The sequence below is a fragment of the Deltaproteobacteria bacterium genome, from assembly GCA_026388415.1.
Classification (GTDB): Bacteria; Desulfobacterota; Syntrophia; order Syntrophales; family JACQWR01; genus JAPLJV01.
This window is the reverse complement of sequence record JAPLJV010000025.1, coordinates 35,417-54,282: the sequence shown is the minus strand read 5'-3', so window position 1 is coordinate 54,282 and position 18,866 is coordinate 35,417. Positions and strand designations below refer to the sequence as shown.

Annotated in this window: 21 protein-coding genes; 3 read left to right on the top strand and 18 right to left on the bottom strand. The window is 53.5% G+C overall.

Annotation, left to right across the window (positions count from 1 at the left end; translation table 11 throughout):
* Window positions 1-172: 172 nt before the first annotated feature.
* The 7 genes from NT140_06250 to NT140_06220 form a co-directional block, all read right to left on the bottom strand.
* A complete protein-coding gene (locus NT140_06250) occupies window positions 173-595 on the bottom strand; it encodes a 4Fe-4S binding protein (GenBank protein MCX5831474.1) in 423 nt (140 codons plus the stop codon).
* On the bottom strand, window positions 592-1,785 hold the full coding sequence (locus NT140_06245; protein MCX5831473.1) for a homocysteine biosynthesis protein: 1,194 nt from the start codon (window positions 1,783-1,785) through the stop codon (window positions 592-594). Before NT140_06245 ends, NT140_06250 begins: the two co-directional genes overlap by 4 nt.
* The gene (gene kdsB, locus NT140_06240) at window positions 1,782-2,537 is read right to left on the bottom strand and encodes a 3-deoxy-manno-octulosonate cytidylyltransferase (protein MCX5831472.1); all 756 of its coding nucleotides are present in this window, start codon (window positions 2,535-2,537) and stop codon (window positions 1,782-1,784) included. The genes NT140_06245 and kdsB overlap by 4 nt, the downstream gene beginning before the upstream one ends.
* Window positions 2,538-2,564: 27 nt before the next feature.
* Window positions 2,565-3,536, bottom strand: coding sequence for an ADP-glyceromanno-heptose 6-epimerase (gene rfaD, locus NT140_06235; GenBank protein ID MCX5831471.1), 972 nt, complete (start codon window positions 3,534-3,536; stop codon window positions 2,565-2,567).
* Window positions 3,537-3,614: 78 nt separating this feature from the next.
* The gene (locus NT140_06230) at window positions 3,615-4,814 is read right to left on the bottom strand and encodes a DegT/DnrJ/EryC1/StrS family aminotransferase (GenBank protein ID MCX5831470.1); all 1,200 of its coding nucleotides are present in this window, start codon (window positions 4,812-4,814) and stop codon (window positions 3,615-3,617) included.
* Between the two features lie 21 nt (window positions 4,815-4,835).
* Window positions 4,836-5,993 carry an iron-containing alcohol dehydrogenase gene (locus tag NT140_06225; protein MCX5831469.1) on the bottom strand — a complete coding sequence of 386 codons (1,158 nt, stop codon included), beginning with the start codon at window positions 5,991-5,993 and terminating at the stop codon, window positions 4,836-4,838.
* A 51-nt stretch (window positions 5,994-6,044) separates the two neighbouring features.
* Complete coding sequence (locus NT140_06220; GenBank protein MCX5831468.1) at window positions 6,045-6,776, bottom strand: RNA methyltransferase; 732 nt, start codon at window positions 6,774-6,776, stop codon at window positions 6,045-6,047.
* Between the two features lie 348 nt (window positions 6,777-7,124).
* On the opposite strand from NT140_06220, the gene NT140_06215 reads away from it, so the two are divergent.
* The 3 genes from NT140_06215 to NT140_06205 all read left to right on the top strand — a co-directional run bounded on the left by NT140_06215 (window position 7,125) and on the right by NT140_06205 (window position 10,724).
* Window positions 7,125-9,020, top strand: coding sequence for a TRAP transporter fused permease subunit (locus NT140_06215; GenBank protein ID MCX5831467.1), 1,896 nt, complete (start codon window positions 7,125-7,127; stop codon window positions 9,018-9,020).
* A 123-nt stretch (window positions 9,021-9,143) separates the two neighbouring features.
* Complete coding sequence (locus NT140_06210) at window positions 9,144-10,148, top strand: TAXI family TRAP transporter solute-binding subunit (protein ID MCX5831466.1); 1,005 nt, start codon at window positions 9,144-9,146, stop codon at window positions 10,146-10,148.
* A gap of 21 nt (window positions 10,149-10,169) precedes the next feature.
* On the top strand, window positions 10,170-10,724 hold the full coding sequence (locus tag NT140_06205) for a hypothetical protein (protein MCX5831465.1): 555 nt from the start codon (window positions 10,170-10,172) through the stop codon (window positions 10,722-10,724).
* Between the two features lie 42 nt (window positions 10,725-10,766).
* Here NT140_06205 and NT140_06200 read toward each other — a convergent pair whose 3' ends face one another.
* The 11 genes from NT140_06200 to NT140_06150 form a co-directional block, all read right to left on the bottom strand.
* Entirely contained in the window at window positions 10,767-11,630 is an 864-nt protein-coding gene (locus tag NT140_06200; GenBank protein MCX5831464.1) for a terpene cyclase/mutase family protein, read from the bottom strand.
* Window positions 11,631-11,741: 111 nt separating this feature from the next.
* On the bottom strand, window positions 11,742-12,908 hold the full coding sequence (locus tag NT140_06195) for a phytoene/squalene synthase family protein (protein MCX5831463.1): 1,167 nt from the start codon (window positions 12,906-12,908) through the stop codon (window positions 11,742-11,744).
* Between the two features lie 193 nt (window positions 12,909-13,101).
* Window positions 13,102-13,848, bottom strand: coding sequence for a YdcF family protein (locus tag NT140_06190; protein MCX5831462.1), 747 nt, complete (start codon window positions 13,846-13,848; stop codon window positions 13,102-13,104).
* A 145-nt stretch (window positions 13,849-13,993) separates the two neighbouring features.
* On the bottom strand, window positions 13,994-14,392 hold the full coding sequence (locus NT140_06185; protein ID MCX5831461.1) for a type II toxin-antitoxin system VapC family toxin: 399 nt from the start codon (window positions 14,390-14,392) through the stop codon (window positions 13,994-13,996).
* Window positions 14,392-14,622 (bottom strand): type II toxin-antitoxin system VapB family antitoxin, encoded by a 231-nt coding sequence (gene vapB, locus NT140_06180; GenBank protein MCX5831460.1) that lies wholly within the window; start codon window positions 14,620-14,622, stop codon window positions 14,392-14,394. The genes NT140_06185 and vapB overlap by 1 nt, the downstream gene beginning before the upstream one ends.
* A gap of 103 nt (window positions 14,623-14,725) precedes the next feature.
* Window positions 14,726-15,286, bottom strand: a complete 561-nt coding sequence (locus NT140_06175; protein MCX5831459.1) for a sugar transferase — start codon at window positions 15,284-15,286, stop codon at window positions 14,726-14,728.
* A gap of 126 nt (window positions 15,287-15,412) precedes the next feature.
* Window positions 15,413-16,525 (bottom strand): NAD-dependent epimerase/dehydratase family protein, encoded by a 1,113-nt coding sequence (locus NT140_06170; GenBank protein MCX5831458.1) that lies wholly within the window; start codon window positions 16,523-16,525, stop codon window positions 15,413-15,415.
* 22 nt (window positions 16,526-16,547) lie between these two features.
* The gene (locus NT140_06165) at window positions 16,548-16,823 is read right to left on the bottom strand and encodes a helix-turn-helix transcriptional regulator (protein ID MCX5831457.1); all 276 of its coding nucleotides are present in this window, start codon (window positions 16,821-16,823) and stop codon (window positions 16,548-16,550) included.
* A gap of 84 nt (window positions 16,824-16,907) precedes the next feature.
* Entirely contained in the window at window positions 16,908-17,129 is a 222-nt protein-coding gene (locus NT140_06160; protein MCX5831456.1) for a ribbon-helix-helix protein, CopG family, read from the bottom strand.
* A gap of 33 nt (window positions 17,130-17,162) precedes the next feature.
* Window positions 17,163-18,293 carry an ATP-binding protein gene (locus tag NT140_06155; protein MCX5831455.1) on the bottom strand — a complete coding sequence of 377 codons (1,131 nt, stop codon included), beginning with the start codon at window positions 18,291-18,293 and terminating at the stop codon, window positions 17,163-17,165.
* A 133-nt stretch (window positions 18,294-18,426) separates the two neighbouring features.
* Window positions 18,427-18,837: an NAD(P)H-binding protein gene (locus NT140_06150; protein MCX5831454.1), complete on the bottom strand. Its 411-nt coding sequence runs from the start codon at window positions 18,835-18,837 to the stop codon at window positions 18,427-18,429.
* Between the last annotated feature and the right edge of the window lie 29 nt (window positions 18,838-18,866).

Genomic DNA, 18,866 nt, shown 5'->3' with positions numbered 1-18,866 from the left:
CGAGCGGTTCCAGTGTATGCCTGAAAATGAGATCCCGCCGGACATAGTCTTCCAGGATAGCCCGTTGCCGGACGATCTCCCGCGTGACGGCAGTGAAGGCTTCTCAGCAGATGCGGAAGACCGCCTCCTTGTGGATGAACGTTCTGTAAACCCGCTTGCGGTTCATGAAGACCTAAAATGCCGAGGCGCAAGCCCCAAAGGGACATATACGGACGCATGCCAGGCACTCGATGCATTCTGATTCCCGGTAGGAGACCTTGCGGGTGACGACGTCACCGATGGTCAGCGCCCCAGTGGGACAGTAAGGAACGCAGTAGCCACAGTGGGAACAGAGCTCTTCGTCGCATGTGACCCCCTTGCCGGAGTAATTGACCGTCACGTTGAAAGTCTTGACAAAAGCGATGCCGTCCTGGATCGCCTCTTCCGTGCCGGTGACGTCCAGCACCAGGTAGCCCTCCTCTTCCGGGGTCACCTTGGCGCGGAAGATATTGACGATCAAGTTGTAGTCCTTGACCAGATGATAGACGATCGGTTTTTCGCACTCGCACCGGAGAAAGTGGAACATCAGCTTTTTTGTGATTATATCGCTGCTCATCGGGGAGGCTCCCTTCTTAAAAGCGGTTTCATTTTTGTGTCTCTGCGGAGGGAAGCAATGGGTGCCGCAAGCAGGAAATCACCGCGCCTGATCTCGTCCGCCAGCAGATTGGCCACCTCCAATGCCTTGTAGTAAGAGGACAGCGAACCGATATCCACGGTCTTTCCGCCGAGCTCGATGCGACCGGTGCGCAGTTGCTCGTAGTTCACATGGCCGATGACCTGTCCGGTGGTGTTCTGAGGATACTCGGCCCCGTAGTCAACCACGGGGGCCAGGATATCCCTGTCTCGCACGCAGGCCCGCTTCAGGACCTCCTCATTGAGGATGGGAAGCGGAATCCCGATTCCCAGGGCCAGTGAGACACCGTAGCCGATGAAACTGACACCCCGGACGAATTCCTTGCGCATCTGCTTCATGTCACCGGTAAGCCCAAGCGTCCCGGCCCCGCCTATCGGTACGCCTTCCGGGGTCCTGGCGCCGCCGCCAGCGTGCTGCGTTCCCTCTGCATGGACATGCCCGTGCGCCCCCGCCAGCCAGACGCGGGTGCCGACGCCGATGGTCTCGTAATAGGGGTCGTTGAGCAACGGGGACAACTGGCCCGCTGAGCAATAATTGCCGTTTTTCTGGTGGGGTTCGAGCTTGCCCATGTAGGTGTAGATCGTCCGGTCCGTCCGGTTGACCGCTACGTTGTAATTCTGATAGCAGTTGCGTGGATTGACCATGATCGCCTGGTTCAAGTCGTCCATAGTGAAATACGTTCGGATCTCCCTCAGTGGATAACAGTCGGTGCCATAGGAGAGGGCAAAGAGCTGGAGGGTCTTTCCCGCAATGAGATCCTCGATGACGTGGCCACCCCCATACCTGAATTCACCGGGAGGATACATATTGGCCGGGTCCGCGTGGCGGAGCTGCGTGCACCCCAGATAGACGTCCACGGCAGCCAAGCCAGTGTAAACCAGGACATCCTCGATCCAGGCCTCAGTCATGCGGATCCGCGGCGTGGAATGCCCAAAATTCAGGAAGCAGCCGGAGGAACACATCGGACCGAAGGTGGCGGTCGTGACGACATCCACTTCCTCGGCCGCCGCATGAAGCCCTTTCCGGTCCACATAATCCATGATCTCATCGGCCGTCATCACCACGGCCTTGCCTGATGCAATGCGGTCGTTTATCTGTTCGTATGTTTTCATAGGTTCCTTTCCTGATCTTTTCCCATAATTATGTCGCGCACGCGCGCCAATTCCTCAGGGGTGTCGACTTCCACGGAGTCATGCTCCGTTATCACAATCTTGATGCGATAGCCATATTCAAGCGCCCGGAGCTGTTCCAGGGCCTCCAGCTTTTCGAGCTTGCCCTCGGGTAGATTAGTGAAGGTATCGAGAAAAGCTTTCCGGTAGGCGTAAATGCCGTGATGCTTGTAGTAGTCGGTCTTCATGCCTCTGTCTCGCACATAGGGGATCGTGGCGCGGGAAAAATAGAGGGCAAAATAGTCGCTGTCAAAGACGACCTTGACGGCATGGGGGTGGAAGATTTCTTCCTCACGCACGATTTTATAGATCAGCGTCGCCATCGGGAGGGAGGGATCGGCTAAGAGCGGCGCCGCCACTTCATCAATCTGGGCGGGTTCAAAGAGGGGCTGATCGCCCTGGATATTTACCACGATGTCGTTTGCCGCCAGATTCAGACCGGCTACCGCCTCGGCAATCCGGTCGGTGCCGGAACGGTGCCGAGGCGAGGTCATGACCGCCCGGCCGCCGAACTTTTCCACCGCAGCGAAGATCCGTTCATCATCAGTTGCCACGGCGGCATAGGATAGCGTCTTGGCCTGCATGACGCGCTCATAGACGTGCTGGATCATGGGCCGGCCGCAGAGATCGGCCAAGGGTTTGCCGTTAAACCGGCTGGAACGGTATCGTGAGGGGATGATACAGACGACGCTCACTGGAATATACACCTCGATGCTGGGAAATCACAAATAGGGATCGGCTTTTTGCAGGTAGCCGGTTACATAGTCCCGGACAGTTGCTTCCAGCGTGCCGAAAGGCAGCGGGCAGCCGACCTGTTTCAGCTTGTCCATTTTAGCTTCCGTAAAGTACTGGTACTGATCGCGGATGGCGGGCGGCATCTCGATATATTCAATCTCCGGTTTAATATCAAGTGCCGCAAAGACAGCCGCTACCAGGTCATTCCAGGTCCGCGCCCGGCCCGTGCCGAGATTGAAGATGCCGTTTACCTCCCGGTTCTTCAGGAGCCACCACAGGACATTTACGCAGTCCTTAACATAAACGAAATCCCTGACCTGTTCGCCGTCACCGAAATCGGGACGATGGGACCTGAAAAGGCGCACCTTGCCCTGCTCCCGGATCTGGTGGAAGGCCTTGTAAACGACGCTCGTCATATCTTCCTTATGGTACTCCTGGGGACCGAAGACATTGAAGAATTTCACCCCCACGATCTTGTGTTCCGCCTTCCGGCGCAGCACCCAGAGGTCGAAGAGCTGCTTGGAGTAACCATACATATTGATGGGTTGCAGCGTCCTGGTCTGGTCGTCGGCATCGGAAAAACCCAGGGCGCCGTTGCCGTAAGTCGCCGCCGAACTGGCATAGATGAAACGGACATTCTGTTTCATAGCCCAGGCCGCCAGCCGACAGGTATAGTGGTAGTTGTTTTCCATCAGGTAGTCGGCATCCCGTTCCGTCGTGGCCGAGCAGGCCCCCATGTGGATCAGCGCCCGCACATTGAAGGGCAGCTTTTCCGCGAGGATCATCTTCAGGAAATCATCCTTGTGGAGGTAGTCGGCGTACTGTCGCTTGACGAGGTTCCGCCATTTATAAGACTCACCGAGCTCATCAACGATAATGATATCGTCAATCCCTTCCTTGTTCAGCTTCCAGATGAAGGCGCTCCCGATAAAGCCGGCGCCGCCGGTTACGACTATCATGTGTGAGGTATCTCTCCCGCTGTGGTTCGGTGCGTTACGCCTGTCCTGAGCCCGCAGAATGGGCTTCGCTAACACACCCTACAGTGACTGTGCCGCTTTGGTGATCGCCTGTTTAATCGTCGCGATGCGCTCCTCCGACATCTTTACCTGGATGGCCATCACGAGCGTCCGGCCCAGGATATCTTCCGCCTGGGGGATATTTTCCCGCCGATACACGATCTTCCCCTTATAGGTGGGATCGGTAAAGGGATACTTTTTGGAGTTGGCCGTGGAGCGCGCCAGGAAATGTTCCCAATTCGGCACATAATGCCAGAGATTATCCTTATAGCGGACCGTATCCAAACCCTGGGCGCGGAGGGCCTGCTGATAATTCTTGGTCGCGGCCTCTGAGGGGAGATTGAAGGCCAGAAAGGTGGCCGTATCGCCAGCGGGGTCGGGGATCTCCCGGAACTTGACTCCCTTAACCGACCGCAGCGCCGCCTTGATCGTCTCTTTGTTTTTTCGCTGCTCGGCGACAATATAATCGAGTTTCCGCAATTGGGCCAGACCCAGCGCCCCCTGGATCTCGTTCATCCGGTAATTGAAGCCGAGGATGGTCCGGCCGTCGAGCGCCCGGTTGGCGGCCTGATGATCGTGTCCATGATCGTGGTACCAATCGGCACGATCGGCGAGTTCCTTGTTGTCAGTCAAAATCATCCCGCCTTCGCCCGTAGTCACGGTTTTTACGTAATCAAAGCTGAAGATGCCCATATCGCCAAAGGTGCCGAGCTTTTTCCCCCGGAAACTGGCGCCGCACCCCTGGGCATTATCCTCCAGTACCAGGAGATTGTGCTTGCGGGCCACCTCAACGATCCGGTCAATCCGCGCCGGCGCCCCGCACATGTGGACGGGAATAACCGCCTTCGTGTAAGGGGTAATCTTCCTCGGCATGTCATCGGGGTCCAGACACAGCGAGGAATCAATATCGGTCATGACGGGGATAGCCCCCACCTCCAGGACCGCCTCATAGGTGGCAAGAAAGGTAAATGCCGGCACGAGTACTTCGTCGCCGGGACCGATATCCATGGCCGTCAGCGCCACCTTGAGGGCGGACGAACCGGAAGTCACCCCCAGGGCGTATTTGGCCCCGCAGTATTTGGCAAAGGCCGCCTCGAATTCCTTGCACTTGAAAACGCCCTTCCTTTCCTGATCAAAATTATATCTGATGAGGATGCCTGTCTCCAGCACCTCCATTACCTCTTGTATTTCTTCCTTACCGATCATTTCCGCACCGGCCATGATTTGCCCTCCTCTATGTGTTTACGCTTCTCCGTATATTTCGATCGCATTTTCGATGGTCACCTGGCGGGGATTGTTTGCGAGCGGTCTCGCGATCGTCATGGCCACCTTGGCCAGCTCCGGGAAGTCCTCCTCGGCAATGTCAAAATCACCAAGTTTAGTCTCAATGCCGCAGTCTTCGATCAGGGCTTCCACCGCATCCAGAGCCAGATAGGCCGCTTCACGCAGGGGCAGATCATCGGTCACCTCGCCCATTACCTCGGCGATGATTGCAAATTTCTCCAGGGCTGCCGGCAGATTAAAGGCCATGACGGGGAGAAGCAGGATCGTATTGGCCAGACCGTGCGGAATTCCGTACTTCCCACCCAGGGGATAAGAAAGAGAGTGCACGGCAGTCACACCGGCGTTGGCGAGGCCCAGCCCAGCGTAAAGGCTGCCCAGCAGCATCTGCTCGCGGGCCTCCAGGTTGCCGCCTTCATGGACGCAGGTGCGCAGGTTGTCGGAAATCAGGCGGATCGCCTCCAGGGACATCATCTCGCTCATGGGAGAGGCATTAATTGATGTATAGGACTCGATGGCATGACAGAGGGCGTCGAGGCCCGTCGTTGCCGTCGGCCCCGGTGGGAGGCTCAGTGTAAGTTCCGGATCCAGCAGGGCCAGATCGGGATAGAGATAGGGGCTGTTCATACCCTCTTTTTTCTTGAGATTCTTGCGAATGAAGACGGCGGTGAAGGTCACCTCGCTGCCCGTGCCGGCCGTGGTGGGAATCATGATCGTAGGCAAGCCCGGTCCGGGGACCTTGTTCAATCCCAGATAATCAGCGGCCTTGCCCTTGTTGGTCGCGAGCACTGCGACGGCCTTGGCGACGTCCATCGCGCTACCCCCGCCGATCCCGATGACGGCATCGCATTTCTTCTTCAAGGCCAGTTTGGCGCCCTCATCGGCCAGCTCCAACCTCGGTTCCGGCTCCACTTGGTCGAAGAGGCAATACTCCATTCCGGGACTCTCCAGTACCTGCGCCACCTTGGCGCTGAAACCAGCCGCCGCCAAATTTTTATCCAGTACAACAAGCGGACGCTTGGCCTGCAGATCAACCAGATGTTGTGCCAGACCGGTAAAAGAACCATTGCCAAAAACGATTTTCCGTGCCCCGGTAAAAGAAAAAATATTTTTCATCATTTCGTTATTCCCTCCTTTCTGCTGCTTTAATATGGAGACGCCTGAGGAAAGTCAAGCACTTTTACTTTTGTTACCCCCATACCAGACGAGCTGCCGGCAAATGCCGCGCATAATTTTGACCTCCCGGGCCTGCAGATGCGTCCGGGAAAGGAACCGGCGGATATGCATCATCCAGTAATCCGGGTTCTCCTTGTTGAGGAAACCGATTTTCTGCAATAAATCCCCCATCTGGTCGTACATGCCCTCCAGTTCTGCCGCCGTGGCCAATTTAGGTGTAAAGGCTGCCACTCCGGTTTCGGTCACGAGGATCTCGTAACAGAGGATCATAACGGCGTGGGAAAGATTGAGGGAGGTAAAACCGCCTGTGGGAATGTTGACCAGCAGATGACACCAGCGTAGCTCATCGTTGGTGAGCCCCCGGTCTTCCGCACCGAACAGCAGGGCCACGCTGTTATTTTGCGAAACATCAACAATCTTTTCCGCCATCTGGCGCGGGGTAACAACAGGTCCGCGGGCAAAGCCGATACGCGCCGTCGTGCCCACGATATATTGAAAGCCGCCCAGGGCCTCATCCAGACAGCCGCAATACCGGATATTGGCCACCAGTCCGGCCGCCACATGAGTCGCCTGCGGCCACATCTCTTCCCGGTCAAGATGATCGCCGGCGACCACATAAATCTTCTCCAGCCCCATATTTTTCGCACATCTGGCCACTGCTCCCACGTTGCCCGCGAACTTGGGCTTGTTCAGGATGATGGTGATGTTTTCTTTCGCCGCCTGCATTTTCATATTACCTTAGAGCCAATTGCAAAACTCGTCACACCGGTGGAAACCGGTGTCCAGCGCACTTGTAACGCATTGAAATTTCTGGATTCCGGCTTCCGCCGGAATGACCTGCGGGGCATTTATGCAACTTTTAACGAGGTCGTTAATTTTTCGCCGGGAAACATACATATAGCATGAGGCAGCAGATAATGCAAAAGCCTGAAGGTGTAAAGAGCATTTGACACTACTCCTGAATTATGGTTGAACGTTCCAAGAAAATACGATATCTGGCATACGGCGGATGAAACGACTGATCGGCAGGAACAGTCGTCTCAATTATAGAATCGAATACGGAGGCTTCGGAAGATGAGCAAAATGCAGGGGAAAGCGGCTATGGCGCTCGGCGCTCTCTATGTCGGTTTTGTCGGCTGGTCGCTATACGGCGCCATATTCCTTGTGGAAACCTATACCTTCCGGATGGTCCACATGGCCTTCATTTTCGCCCTGGCCTTTCTGGTTTATCCGGTCCGGCCGGGCGCAGGCCATTGGACAAGGTGGCTGGACCTGATCCTGGCCATCTTGGGCGTGGCCACCATCGCTTACATATTCATTGACATGGACCAGTTTATCCGCCGCTCTACGCTTCCGGAACCGCTGGATATCTTCTTCGGCATCGTCGCGATCATCCTGTTGCTGGAAATCTCCCGCCGCATTGTTGACAACACCTTCACCCTGGTCGTATTGGGATTCCTGATCTACATGTATTTCGGGGATTACTTTCCGGCCATCATTTCCCATAAAAGTTATGACCTCGACCGTATTGTCGGCCACATGTACATGACGCTGGAGGGGATCTTCGGCGTGCCGCTTTCGGTCAGCGCGTCGTTCGTGATGCTCTTCGTCGTCTATGGCACCTTCATGGACGTGGCGGGCGCCGGCGGCTTCTGGCTGGATCTGTCGCTCGCAACGATGGGACGGCAATCGGCCAGCGCGGGGCGGGGCGCGGTGATCACGTCGGCGCTCCTGGGCGGGCCACAGGGAAGCGGTGTGGCGACCACCATGTCCGTCACGCCGATCATGTGGCCGATCCTGAAGAAGGCCGGCTATTCTCCGGACATGGCCGCCGGTCTGATCGCCACGGGAGGGATCGGGGCGGTCCTCTCGCCGCCGCTAATGGGCGCGGCCGCCTTCATCATCATGCAGTTTATGGGCGTCACTTTCTGGGATGTCGTCGTCATGGTGACCGTTCCCACGATTCTCTACTATATCGGCACGCTGTTCATGGTGGAGCTGGAGGCCCGCAAATACAGCTTCGCCCCCCCGGAGGCCGAAGCGAAGACCGTCCGGCAGGTGATGCGCTCGAAGGGATATCACCTGCTGTCAATTGTAGTTCTGGTGGCGCTGCTGGTTTTCTGGAACAAGTCGCCCGAATACGCGGCGCTCGGCGCAATCGCGGCGACGATTCTGACGAGTTTTCTGAGCCGGGACCGGGATGAATGGCTGACCCCCCGCAAGATAATCGTGGCGATTATCGAAGGGGCGAAGAACGTGCTTCCGGTCGCAGTGCTCCTGGCTGCCGCGGGCCTGATCGTCGGCACCTTCACACTGACGGGGCTCGGGCTCAAGATTTCCTCCATCATCATGTCCGTGAGCGGCGGCTCGGTGCTCGCCGCCCTGGTCCTGGCCATGATCGCCTCCATGCTGATCGGCCTCTCCCTGCCGATCACTGCGACCTACATCATGACTGTCGTCATGGTCGCGCCGGCCTTGGTCAAGCTCGGTATCCCGATGCATGTGGCGCACCTGCTCGCCTTCTACTTTGCCGTCCTTTCCGAGGTCTCCCCGCCGGTCGGCCTCTCCCCCTGCGCGGCGGCGGCCATCACGGGAGGGAACCCTTTCGGCTCGATGATGCAGGCCTGGAAGTATTCCCTGCCGGCCTTTCTTGTGCCCTTCTACTTTTCGACGACCACCGTCGGTTACAGCCTCCTCATCCTGGGGGGAAACTGGCCCGATTTTCTGCTGGCCATGGTGACAAGCGTTTGTTCCCTGTTCTTCGTCTCTCTGGGCATCATCGGCTACCTGCGCCGGAAATTCCCCATGGTCGAGCGGGTGCTGCTGATCATCGTGGCCTTAGCCATGGTAATTGCCCCCGTTGGCTGGTCCATCCCGGGGCTGGCGCCGCTTTTGGCTGGCATCCTGATGATCATGCATCATCTGCGGGCGACGCGCGGCCCCGTGCGGAAAAGCGAGGCCTCGGTCTGAGCGTAAATGTAAGGGTGAGAACTAAGCCCCCGACGGTTTCAAGGTTTTCGCAGTGCGCAGGGTTGGATATGTAAGGTCCTTAGGATCACGGTATCTTTATTTCATAATTTCAGGAGGTGGATCATGAATGTTCGAAAAGTGAAATCATTTGCATGTGTGGTGCTCTTTATTGCCGTGTCGCTGTTCATCACGGCAGGCGTGTACGCCGAGCAGTCCAAACAGGAGAAGCTTTCCTTCAGCATCGTCACCGGCGGCACCGGCGGCGTCTGGTATCCGCTGGGTGGAGCAATCGGCGGCGTAATTGGCAAGTACGTCCCGAACACCGAGGCGACCTCGGAGGCCACCACGGCCGCGATAGACAACATGAAACTCCTGGGCGCCGGCAAGGCTGGCATGGCCTTCGCCTATGACTATCACCTCGGTTGGGCGAACAACGGCAAGGTTCCCGGCATCCCGACCAAGCACAATATCCGGCTGGTGATGGGATTCTACGAGCAGCCGCTCCATATCGTAACCACGAGCGCTACCGGCATCACGAACGTGATGCAGCTCAAGGGCAAGCGCGTCTCCGTCGGCGCCCCGAACAGCGGCACGGAGGAGCAGGCCGACTACGTCCTCAAGGCGCTTGGCTTTGACTGGAACAAGGACATCAAGAAGGAGAAACTCGGGGCCGGTGAGTCCGTGGCGGCGCTGAAGGACGGCAAGATTGACGCCTTCTTCTGGAGCGGCGCCGTCCCGACTGGCTCCATCATTGACATGGCCTCCACTCCCGGTGTCAAAATGGTACTGGTGCCTGTGGCAGGAGAGGCGGCGGACAAGATCATGAAGGGGAACCCTGGTGTTTTCCACAAGACCGTGTTTGCCAAGGGCTGCTACAACGGCGTGGAGCGCGACATCGAGGCGCTCGGCATCACGGCCGTTCTCCAGACGATGGACACCTTCCCGGCGGAGCGGCTCTACCAGATTCTGAAGGCGATCTTCGACAATAAGGCTGAACTCGCGGCGGTCTGGAAGGGTGCCACGGTGCTGACGCCGGCCATGGCAGTCGGGCAGGTCACCCCGGATGCGCTCAAGTATTTGCACCCAGGCGCCCAGAAGTTCTTCAAGGAAAAGGGCGTGCTGAAATAGACCGTCCGCTCGCGAGGTGAAATGCGCCGCAAGATAACGATCGTCACCCTGCTTTCTCTCTCGCTTCTTGGCTTGGGGCTTCTGTCGCAGGTCACACCTGCGGGTTACACACGGATCGAGCTGACAGAGGAGGGCAGGGGGAAGAAGATTCTCTCCGTGGTGGCGCCGGACGGCGAACCGGTGACCCTCACCTGGCGGAATTCCCAGTTCGGTCTCCACGTGACGGAAGGTTTTTTTGCCCGGAACGGCCTTCTGATCCAGGACCGGGTCACCTTCTCCACCCCGGACGGTTCGCCCCCACCGCGCGTCTCCGCCCATGACGTCGCCGATCTGTACCACACGGGAGGGGCGTTTGACGCCCGGGGGCTCTCCCGGCCTTTTTCCCGGATCGTGTACCGCATCGGGGAGATCGGCGACCCGCGGATAAGTGTAAAAAACAGAACCGCCGCCCTGAAGAAGGCGGCGGGTTTCGGCGGCCGCGTAATCCTCACCACGGCCAGGCCCAAACTGTACGAGATCCTGTTCTGTAAATCAGCAGAAACGTTTGATCTTGCTTTGGATAAACTTCGCTACTGAGCAATTTTACCGGCGATAAAGCCCATTATGGGTTGCGGATTTCTACTTCAATTCCGACAGCGCCCACCCCACAAAACACGTGGACTGCGTGTTCTTTTTTGGCACTTTGTTGAACTGCATCGGCGCCGCGCTTATATAGGCGCCATCAGCTTGCTGAACCTTGGCAAGGTATTCCGCCGCCTTATTTATTGGAACTGTTTGGTCTTTTAGCCTACTTAAGGCCATAATCGCATAGGCCGTAATTTCCGGGTCTTCAGGTGCAGGTGGAACCGCAGAAAAGCCTCCCGTCGGTTTTTGGGTTTTTAATAACCAACTGACGGCATCCTGGATGAATGGTGTTGAGGGAGCCATGCCCTGAGCCAAGAGCGCCCTGACCACCCAGGCAGTGCTTGGTGCAAGCGATGGTGTGCCTTTGGGCATGCCATAGCCGCCGTCAGCATTCTGACAGCCCATTAACCAGTCAACTGCTTTCTTGACCATCGGGTCTTTTGTCCCGTATCCTGCCTCTTTTAACGCACACAATGCGACTGCGGTATATATCGTTAACGGAGCGCCTTCCTTGCCTATCCTTTTGAATCCTCCGGCATCATCTTGAACTTCTCTTAAGTATTCAACAGCCTTCTTGATTGCCTCTTCGCCTTTTCCCGTCTGCTTGAGCCCCAGGATTACGAAGGCTGCGTTAGCTGTGTTGTTATTCCAGCTTCCATCAGGTTTTTGATCCCTTAAAAGGAAGGAGACACCTTTTTCAACTTTGTCCGGTGCTATCCCGTTCATAGCAAGAACTTTTATGGCCCAGCTTGAAATGATGTGATCGGTCACAGTTTTGAGTGTATCCCTGGGAGCAGAGATAGCAAGGAACGGGATTAAGATCAGTGAGAGTATTACAAAAAGAGATATTTTTTTCATACTAACCGCCCTCCTGTTTTTTTACTTTCGTGGTACTATAACACACATGAGGTAATTGCAAAAGTTAAAAAAAGACCTTTTCTCCGGTGGCAGGTATAGATGTCCATCTAATTACCTGGCTTTTGCTGACTGCATTGAATACGCCCAGTCAGGCGTTTTGAGTTTACGACTAGTCAAATTGAAAAGTAAGGTAAGCAAGGTGTTGCTGCGTCCGGTTAAGCGGGTGGCAAGAATAATCGCTTTAACGCTGTTGCGGGTGATTTTGACTTGATCGGAACTGGTGAAATCAAGACTTCGCGTGGCCGTTCGTGGTAAGCTTGTCGAACCATGAATGGCGGCCTTGATTTTTTTTAAGGTTAAAACGGCCATCCCTAAAGACCAGAGGCAGAAGTTACGGATACCGGTTTCATGGGTTGGCAGCAACTGCGTGTACTTCAGCGCGTTATGCAAATGATTATGAGCAATGCTGATCAGGTGTTCCAAGCCTTTGCGGAAGTTTTCATCATTGGTTTCCGCGGTCAGGTTTTTAAGATCGAAACCTGTTTCCGTAAAAATACCCTGCGGCAACCAGCAAACGCCACGCGCGGCATCATCACCGATATCTTTTAATATATTCGTCATTTGCAGTCCCTGACCAAAAGAAGCCGACAGGCTCAGCAGTTCATCTTTGTGCTGGGCGATTTCCGGTGAGTAGTGGCAAAAGAGCTTGGTCAGCATTTCTCCCACGCAGCCCGCAACATGATAACAGTATCTGTCCATATCGGCGAGTGTTGCCAGGCCGCCATGCAGATCCATCGCCTGAAATATTGACATACCTTCCGCCATGGTTTCTATGCAGGAAGCCAGTGCCTCAATTTGATCGGGATCTAATTTATGAATGATTTTAACAACCCGCGGCAATACTTGAATCAAGGTGTGCTCAGCGGGAATGGTTTGCCCGGAAAGCAGCGGCGCCAGTTCCAAGGCAAACGGTTCGGAATTTGCCCCGGTTTTTACTATATGAATAAACTCTGAGCAAAAATGTTGCTTTTGTTCAAGGGATAGAGAAACTTCATCTTCTATGGTGTCAACAATGCGGCATAACAAATAGGCGCCGGCTACCGCGCCGTATAACTTTTTCGGTAACTCCGGAATGGTCATCGCAAATGTTCTGGAGACGCCTTCAAGTAATAGTGCCTGAAATTCATCATCAGATAATTTGCTGAGTGATTCTTGCTTATCCAGGGATATTGCAGCTGCACACATGGAGAGCCTTGAATAATTGCCAACTGTGAACATTAAATTTCGTTTTCTGTCATTTCGATCGCAGGGAGAAATCTTTAACGGTGCGTAATCGCCGGGATTTCTCGTCGCATAGGTTCCTCGAAATGACAAAATTCAGGTCTTGCAGGTTGAACCAAAACGTTAACAAATGGTTCAGGCTGCAAGCCCGAACCAGCAAAGAGCAACTCAGAACTCAGAACAAAAAACTTTATATTTGTCCTCTTATCAACCCCCAACAAAGTCCGAGATACTCATAAAAGGCCCTTTCCGTATTGACCAAAGTCCCGGCCTGAGGGAAAAAGTCAGTAACTTGAAAAGGCGCCCATACAGCCCGAAAATCTGTCGGGGCCGCAATAGGTTGCGTGCCTGAGCGCCTGAACATCCTCATCGCACGTGTCATATGGCTGGCGGAAGTAACCAGATAGAAGGGGGCTTGCCCCAAACGAGCCCGCAAAAATTTGGCCTGATCCGTGGTGTCCCAGGAAGCCGTCTCTAACATTATTTTATCCCGGGGCACACCCTGATCAAGGGCAACCTGCTGCATGATCAGGGCGTCCGGAGAGATTCCCTGATAATCCCCACCAGAAAGAACCAACCGCGACTGAGGAAGGAGGCGACTGAGCCGCACCCCTTCCAGTAAACGTTTTAAAGTGGCATCACCCAACCGATCTTCCGGAGTGAGAGTCTTATCTGCCCTGGAGCCGCCACCAAGCACCACAATCCATCGCACCTCTTTATTCAAATTCAACGATGAAATGGGTTGATATTGGCTTTCCAGCGGGCGCAAAATCAAGTAACCAACAGGACCAAAAGAGCAGAGGTAAAGAATTGCAACTCCTGCTAAAATAACCGACCTTCTTCTTTTTTTAAGAAAAGCCCCCAGGAGGAGAAGTTCTATAACCAATGCCAGGGGAAAGAAAAACCGGCTGACCAGCTTCTTAAGAATGAACATCATTATCGGGGGCCTTGAATTTCAGCGTTTTGCTGGGGGAAGGAAATTGGGGGTCAGGTCTTGAAATCTCTTTTAACTCAAAACTTAGAACTGAAAACTAGAAACTGTTGGAACGCTAAAATGCAAGACCTGACCCCCATCACTCTAATTAAGACCAGTTTTCCAGATGCAGGTCAACGACTCCTTCAAATTCTTTGGTGTTGTTGGTCACCAATGTCATGTTTCGTGATCGGGCAAGACCTGCTATTAGAAGATCATAAGGGCCTATTGATATCCCTTTCTTTTCAAGTTGGGCACGAATAGCTGCGGCTTCAATAGCAGCGGAACGATCCAGGTCAATAATGTTCAATGGCCGAAGGAATTTGTCAAGGGCATCCTCTGAACGTTGTCTGTATTGACTTTTTTCAACCCGGTATTGAAGCTCAAAGAGGGTGATTGTGGAAATTGCAACATCCTGTGGTGGATGTTCCCGGAATCGCTCAAGAATCTCGGGTGAGTGTTTCTTGATGAGGTAGATGCAAATATTGGTATCAAGCAGATAGCGCATTAGAAAGAATCTCTTTTTTGCATGCCCGGTTGATTACGACCATCTTTCATAAAATCTTCCGGAAATTCACTGAGCGATTCAAACAACGGGTCCCATGTCGTTTCTATGGGCTCCAGTATAACATGGTTGCCTTTTTTGAATATCTTCACCTCATTTCCAGGGATTCTGAATTCCTTGGGCAGCCTTACCGCTTGAGAACTCCCATTCTGAAATAACTTTGCCGTTTCCATCTTATCACCTCCAAACATCATCTATACTTTTAGTATATACACAGATGATCCTTAAATCAACCTTTATTATTGGGGGGTGTATTCGGGAACAGGCCCCTTTTCCTTAGTGAAGCACCCCTTCCCGCCTCACGACCTTGAATATCGTCAGAAGAATAATTTTAATATCCAGGAGAAAAGAACGATGCAGCAGGTAATATGCGTCAAATTCCACCTTTTTCGGAATCGGAATATCGTCCCGGCCATTAATCTGCGCCCATCCCGTAATCCCCGGAATCAAGCGATGAACCCCGCGTTCCGTCCGCAAGGCAATAAGATCATCTTGATTGAACAACGCCGGCCGAGGCCCCACAAAACTCATATCCCCCTTCAAAACACTCCACAATTGCGGCAGTTCATCCACGCTCCATTTCCGTAGACAGGGGCCTATCGGTGTCAGATATTCATCGGGATTAGATAACAGGTGCGTCGCAACCGCAGGTGTATCGCTCCGCATCGTCCTGAATTTCGGCATCTTGAAAATCTTGTTGCCAATACCCACCCGATCGGACCAGTACAACGCAGGCCCCCTGGAAGTCAGCCGGATCAAAACCGCGATCACGAGGATGGCAACCAACAAAACCACACCCAAACAAAAAGATAGGGTTATATCAAATATCCTTTTCACTCAGTCCTCAGCACTTGTCTTTCCCTGATCGTTTCTGCCCACCCAGTCTTTAAATCATACTGAGGCACAAAACCAAGCTCCCTTTGAATGAGGCTACCGTCAACGGCAATATCTTCTGTGTATTTGTCAATGATCGCCCGTGTAACCGGGGGTAATAAGGGGACATGACCCGGTAATCTGGGGACACGATCCCAATTTCGCCAGAAATTGGGATCGTGTCCCCAGATTACCGGCCATAATTCCCATGACGCGATACCCCGTTTCAATTAATCCCGCCACCACCCGTATCGGCCCCACAGGCAATGACAACCGGGGCGGTTTACGGCCAAGGGCAGAGCAGATGGACCCAATAATTTCATTCAAGGTATGAAACCCGCCATCCGTGACGTTGAATACCCGACCCGCCGCAGCGGGATGAGAAACAGCCAGCACCGCCGCACGACCAACGTCCTTATCATAAACCAGCGTCCGCCGATTAAGCCCATTTCCAACAGGGACAAACGGAAAATGGGGAACATGACCCGAAGGAAATGTGGGGGAGGGGGCTTGACCCAATTTCGTAAGAAATTGGGATCGTGTACCCTCATTTTCGGTCTTGCCTCCGTCTCCCCCATTTCGTGTCCCCAGATTACCGTGCAATAGGTGTTGTGCCCCCCTATTACCCGCCAACGCCCGCGTCAACCGTTCATAATTCCCCTTAATCCGCGACCCATAAACCGCCCCCAAACGCAAAACGGCGCCTAACGGTTGACCGTTGGCGCCTTTCGCATTCAAGACAATCTGTTCGGCAGCGCATTTGGTCTGAGCATAAAAAGTATCAGGATGGGTTGGCGACATCTCATTGAGTACGCGACCATCTGAAGGCCCATACACCGCAATCGTACTAAACAAGACAACGCGCTTTACACCCGCCTTAATTGCAGCCTCAACTACCGTCGCGGTTCCGCCAATATTGACGCGCTCGTATTCTTCACGCAATTGAGGCGGCGGATTGACAATGTGCAAGAGCGCCGCCATATGAACGACTGCATCCACGCCTTGCATAGCAGATTGAACCGCCACTTGATCAGTCACATCGCCGATTAAAACTTCTACACTTTGCGGGAACATGCCCGATGCAGGAGCATCGAACGAGAAGGAACGGATCCGGAAACCTGCTTGATCCAAAGCGTGGACTACACGCGGGCCTACCGCACCCGACGCCCCAGTAACGAGAACAACTTTATTTTTATCTGACAAATTTACTCTATCTTCCTGACCCTCAGGCAAGATGGACAACAAGTTGCTTGCCCAAGGCTTTTGCCATGCAGCGAAGCGTGGAAAGTCGTATATCATCGGCATGATTTTCTATCCTGGATATAGCCAACTTTCTGGTCTGAAGTTTCTGCGCCAGTTCTTCCTGAGTCATACCGGCCTGCTCCCGCGCCTGCCGAAGTACGATACCAATCTTGAACTCTTCATAGCCGGCATCAAAATCCTGTGCAAAGACCGCACTTCGTTTTTTCCGCTTGGCGATATATTTTTCCAGATCATCCATAATTAGTTCACCTCCTGCTCAATACCCAGTGTACCCAAAAATTCCTCAACTGGGGACGCACCGCTTATTGTCCTGTAAAACTAATTATTGTTTCGCAAGAGAATGCTGGTCAAGGGAATGTCGCAGATATGTTTTTATAATCGCCTGGCGGCTCACATTTAATTCCCTTGCAAGGGCATCCAGCTCATTGAGCATATCAACGCTGAAATCAACATTGACCCGCTGGATTGCCGGCTTCATCTCGCCTTTGTTTGAAAAATACCGGGACACGTCTACCCCCGGCCATTGCCTTTTCAGCAATTTCATCGGCGGACAATCTGCTTTTAGCGGCCGTATTCTTCATAATGGCATTTCGGACAACCAGTTTTCAGCGGTGCGGATTTCGACGCCGTCCGGATAGGTTTTTCCCCTTTTGAGTTCCTTCACAATCTGGATTTTTTTTGCGCCTGCCAGATATTTCTCGAATAAAGAAAAATTCGAACTCCGTTCCGCATCGCTCCATTTAACCCCGATCATTAGTGCAGGCTTCTCTTCCTTTGTGAGAAAGAAATCAATCTCCCTGCCGTCCTTGTTTTTGAGGTAATAAACGGCCCACCGTTCACCGCGGCAATCCTCGCGGAAATGCATTTCTTTCAGCAAAGCACAGGCGACAAGATTTTCCAGCTTCATTCCCGCCTCATCGGGCGCCTGACCGGTATCGTAAAAATAGTATTTGGGCGCCTTGAGAATGGACCGGGAAATGTTGCGATGGAAAGGGGGCACCTTGAAAACGACATAGAGTGTTTCCAGAATAGTCAGCCATCTCTTGACGGTCTTGTCCGAACACTGAAGATCCTCGGCTAAGGAGCTGTATGATATCGGACTGCCAATCTTTCTCCTCAGAAGCTGGATGAGTGTTTCAATCGAAGTTATCTGCTGCACATTTTCCAGATCGATCAAGTCCTGCTTCAGAATGATGTCCAGATGACTTCTTTTCCAGCGATTGTAATAGGACTCATCGCTTTCCAGAAAGGGCTCAGGAAATCCGCCGATCCTTAAAAGCCTGTCAAGTTTTTCCTCCAGTTTATCAGGCCCCGTCACACTTTTAATTTCCTTCAGATCAAGGGGGTGGAGCCGGAACTCAAAAAACCTTCCCGCCAGGGAATCGCCTGCTTTTTTAAAGATATCCAGTTTTGCGCTTCCGGTCACCACCAGGGAAGGCGGGATACTTTCGGTATCGTAGATGCCCTTCAGCCATGATTTCCAGTTCTTGAGTTTGTGGAGCTCGTCAAAAATCACCAGATCTTTGGAGCGATCCCATGACTTATCCAGCAGGCTCAGGCGGTGTTCGGCATAATCATAATTGAAATAATCGAAATTATGACTGAGCATCTTTGCCAGGGTCGTCTTGCCGGCCTGTCTCGGGCCGGTAAGCAGGACTATTTTTCTTTTAAGATCCTTCTGAATGTATTCTTCTAGGTATCTCTTCATGGCGGCCATTTTATCCTGCATTCCGGAAAAGTCAAGACTTTTTCGGAATGGCTACCGAAATGGCATGGCCGAGAACTTGCGATTGTCTTCACTCAGTCCTCAGCACTCAGCACTCAGCACTTGTTTTTCCCCGTCAGCGCTCCTCGCATTCAAGACAATCTGTTCGGCTGAACAAGACAACGCGCTTCACACCCGCCTTGATTGTAGCGTCAACTACCGTCGCTGTTCCACCAATATTTACGCGCTCGTATTTTTCACGTAATTCAGGCGGCGGATTGACAATGTGCAGCAGCGCCGCCATATGAACGACTGCATCCACGCCTTGCATCGCAGATTGGACCGCCACTTGATCAGCGACATCGCCAATCAAAACTTCTACGCTTTGCGGGAACATGCCCGATGCAGGAGCATCGAACGAGAAGGAACGGATCCGGAACCCTGCTTGATCCAAAGCATGAACGACACGCGGACCAACAGCCCCGGTAGCGCCGGTGACGAGAACAATTTTATTTTCTGGGGTATCCACTTGACTCAAAGCTCTCATACCTTGCTCATTTTACTTTTCACGAAGCA

What these genes read in the sequence shown, in the direction of transcription:
- NT140_06155 (MCX5831455.1), bottom strand. Translation starts at nt 18,293, where the DNA reads ATGAAGAGATACCTAGAAGAATACATTCAGAAGGATCTTAAAAGAAAA.
- NT140_06190 (MCX5831462.1), bottom strand. Translation starts at nt 13,848, where the DNA reads ATGATGTTCATTCTTAAGAAGCTGGTCAGCCGGTTTTTCTTTCCCCTG.
- NT140_06195 (MCX5831463.1), bottom strand. Translation starts at nt 12,908, where the DNA reads ATGTTCACAGTTGGCAATTATTCAAGGCTCTCCATGTGTGCAGCTGCA.
- NT140_06220 (MCX5831468.1), bottom strand. Translation starts at nt 6,776, where the DNA reads ATGCAGGCGGCGAAAGAAAACATCACCATCATCCTGAACAAGCCCAAG.
- NT140_06210 (MCX5831466.1), top strand. Translation starts at nt 9,144, where the DNA reads ATGAATGTTCGAAAAGTGAAATCATTTGCATGTGTGGTGCTCTTTATT.
- NT140_06165 (MCX5831457.1), bottom strand. Translation starts at nt 16,823, where the DNA reads ATGGATGATCTGGAAAAATATATCGCCAAGCGGAAAAAACGAAGTGCG.
- NT140_06225 (MCX5831469.1), bottom strand. Translation starts at nt 5,993, where the DNA reads ATGATGAAAAATATTTTTTCTTTTACCGGGGCACGGAAAATCGTTTTT.
- NT140_06205 (MCX5831465.1), top strand. Translation starts at nt 10,170, where the DNA reads ATGCGCCGCAAGATAACGATCGTCACCCTGCTTTCTCTCTCGCTTCTT.
- NT140_06160 (MCX5831456.1), bottom strand. Translation starts at nt 17,129, where the DNA reads ATGAAATTGCTGAAAAGGCAATGGCCGGGGGTAGACGTGTCCCGGTAT.
- NT140_06245 (MCX5831473.1), bottom strand. Translation starts at nt 1,785, where the DNA reads ATGAAAACATACGAACAGATAAACGACCGCATTGCATCAGGCAAGGCC.
- vapB (MCX5831460.1), bottom strand. Translation starts at nt 14,622, where the DNA reads ATGGAAACGGCAAAGTTATTTCAGAATGGGAGTTCTCAAGCGGTAAGG.
- NT140_06250 (MCX5831474.1), bottom strand. Translation starts at nt 595, where the DNA reads ATGAGCAGCGATATAATCACAAAAAAGCTGATGTTCCACTTTCTCCGG.
- NT140_06200 (MCX5831464.1), bottom strand. Translation starts at nt 11,630, where the DNA reads ATGAAAAAAATATCTCTTTTTGTAATACTCTCACTGATCTTAATCCCG.
- NT140_06215 (MCX5831467.1), top strand. Translation starts at nt 7,125, where the DNA reads ATGAGCAAAATGCAGGGGAAAGCGGCTATGGCGCTCGGCGCTCTCTAT.
- rfaD (MCX5831471.1), bottom strand. Translation starts at nt 3,536, where the DNA reads ATGATAGTCGTAACCGGCGGCGCCGGCTTTATCGGGAGCGCCTTCATC.
- NT140_06230 (MCX5831470.1), bottom strand. Translation starts at nt 4,814, where the DNA reads ATGGCCGGTGCGGAAATGATCGGTAAGGAAGAAATACAAGAGGTAATG.
- NT140_06150 (MCX5831454.1), bottom strand. Translation starts at nt 18,837, where the DNA reads ATGAGAGCTTTGAGTCAAGTGGATACCCCAGAAAATAAAATTGTTCTC.
- NT140_06185 (MCX5831461.1), bottom strand. Translation starts at nt 14,392, where the DNA reads ATGCGCTATCTGCTTGATACCAATATTTGCATCTACCTCATCAAGAAA.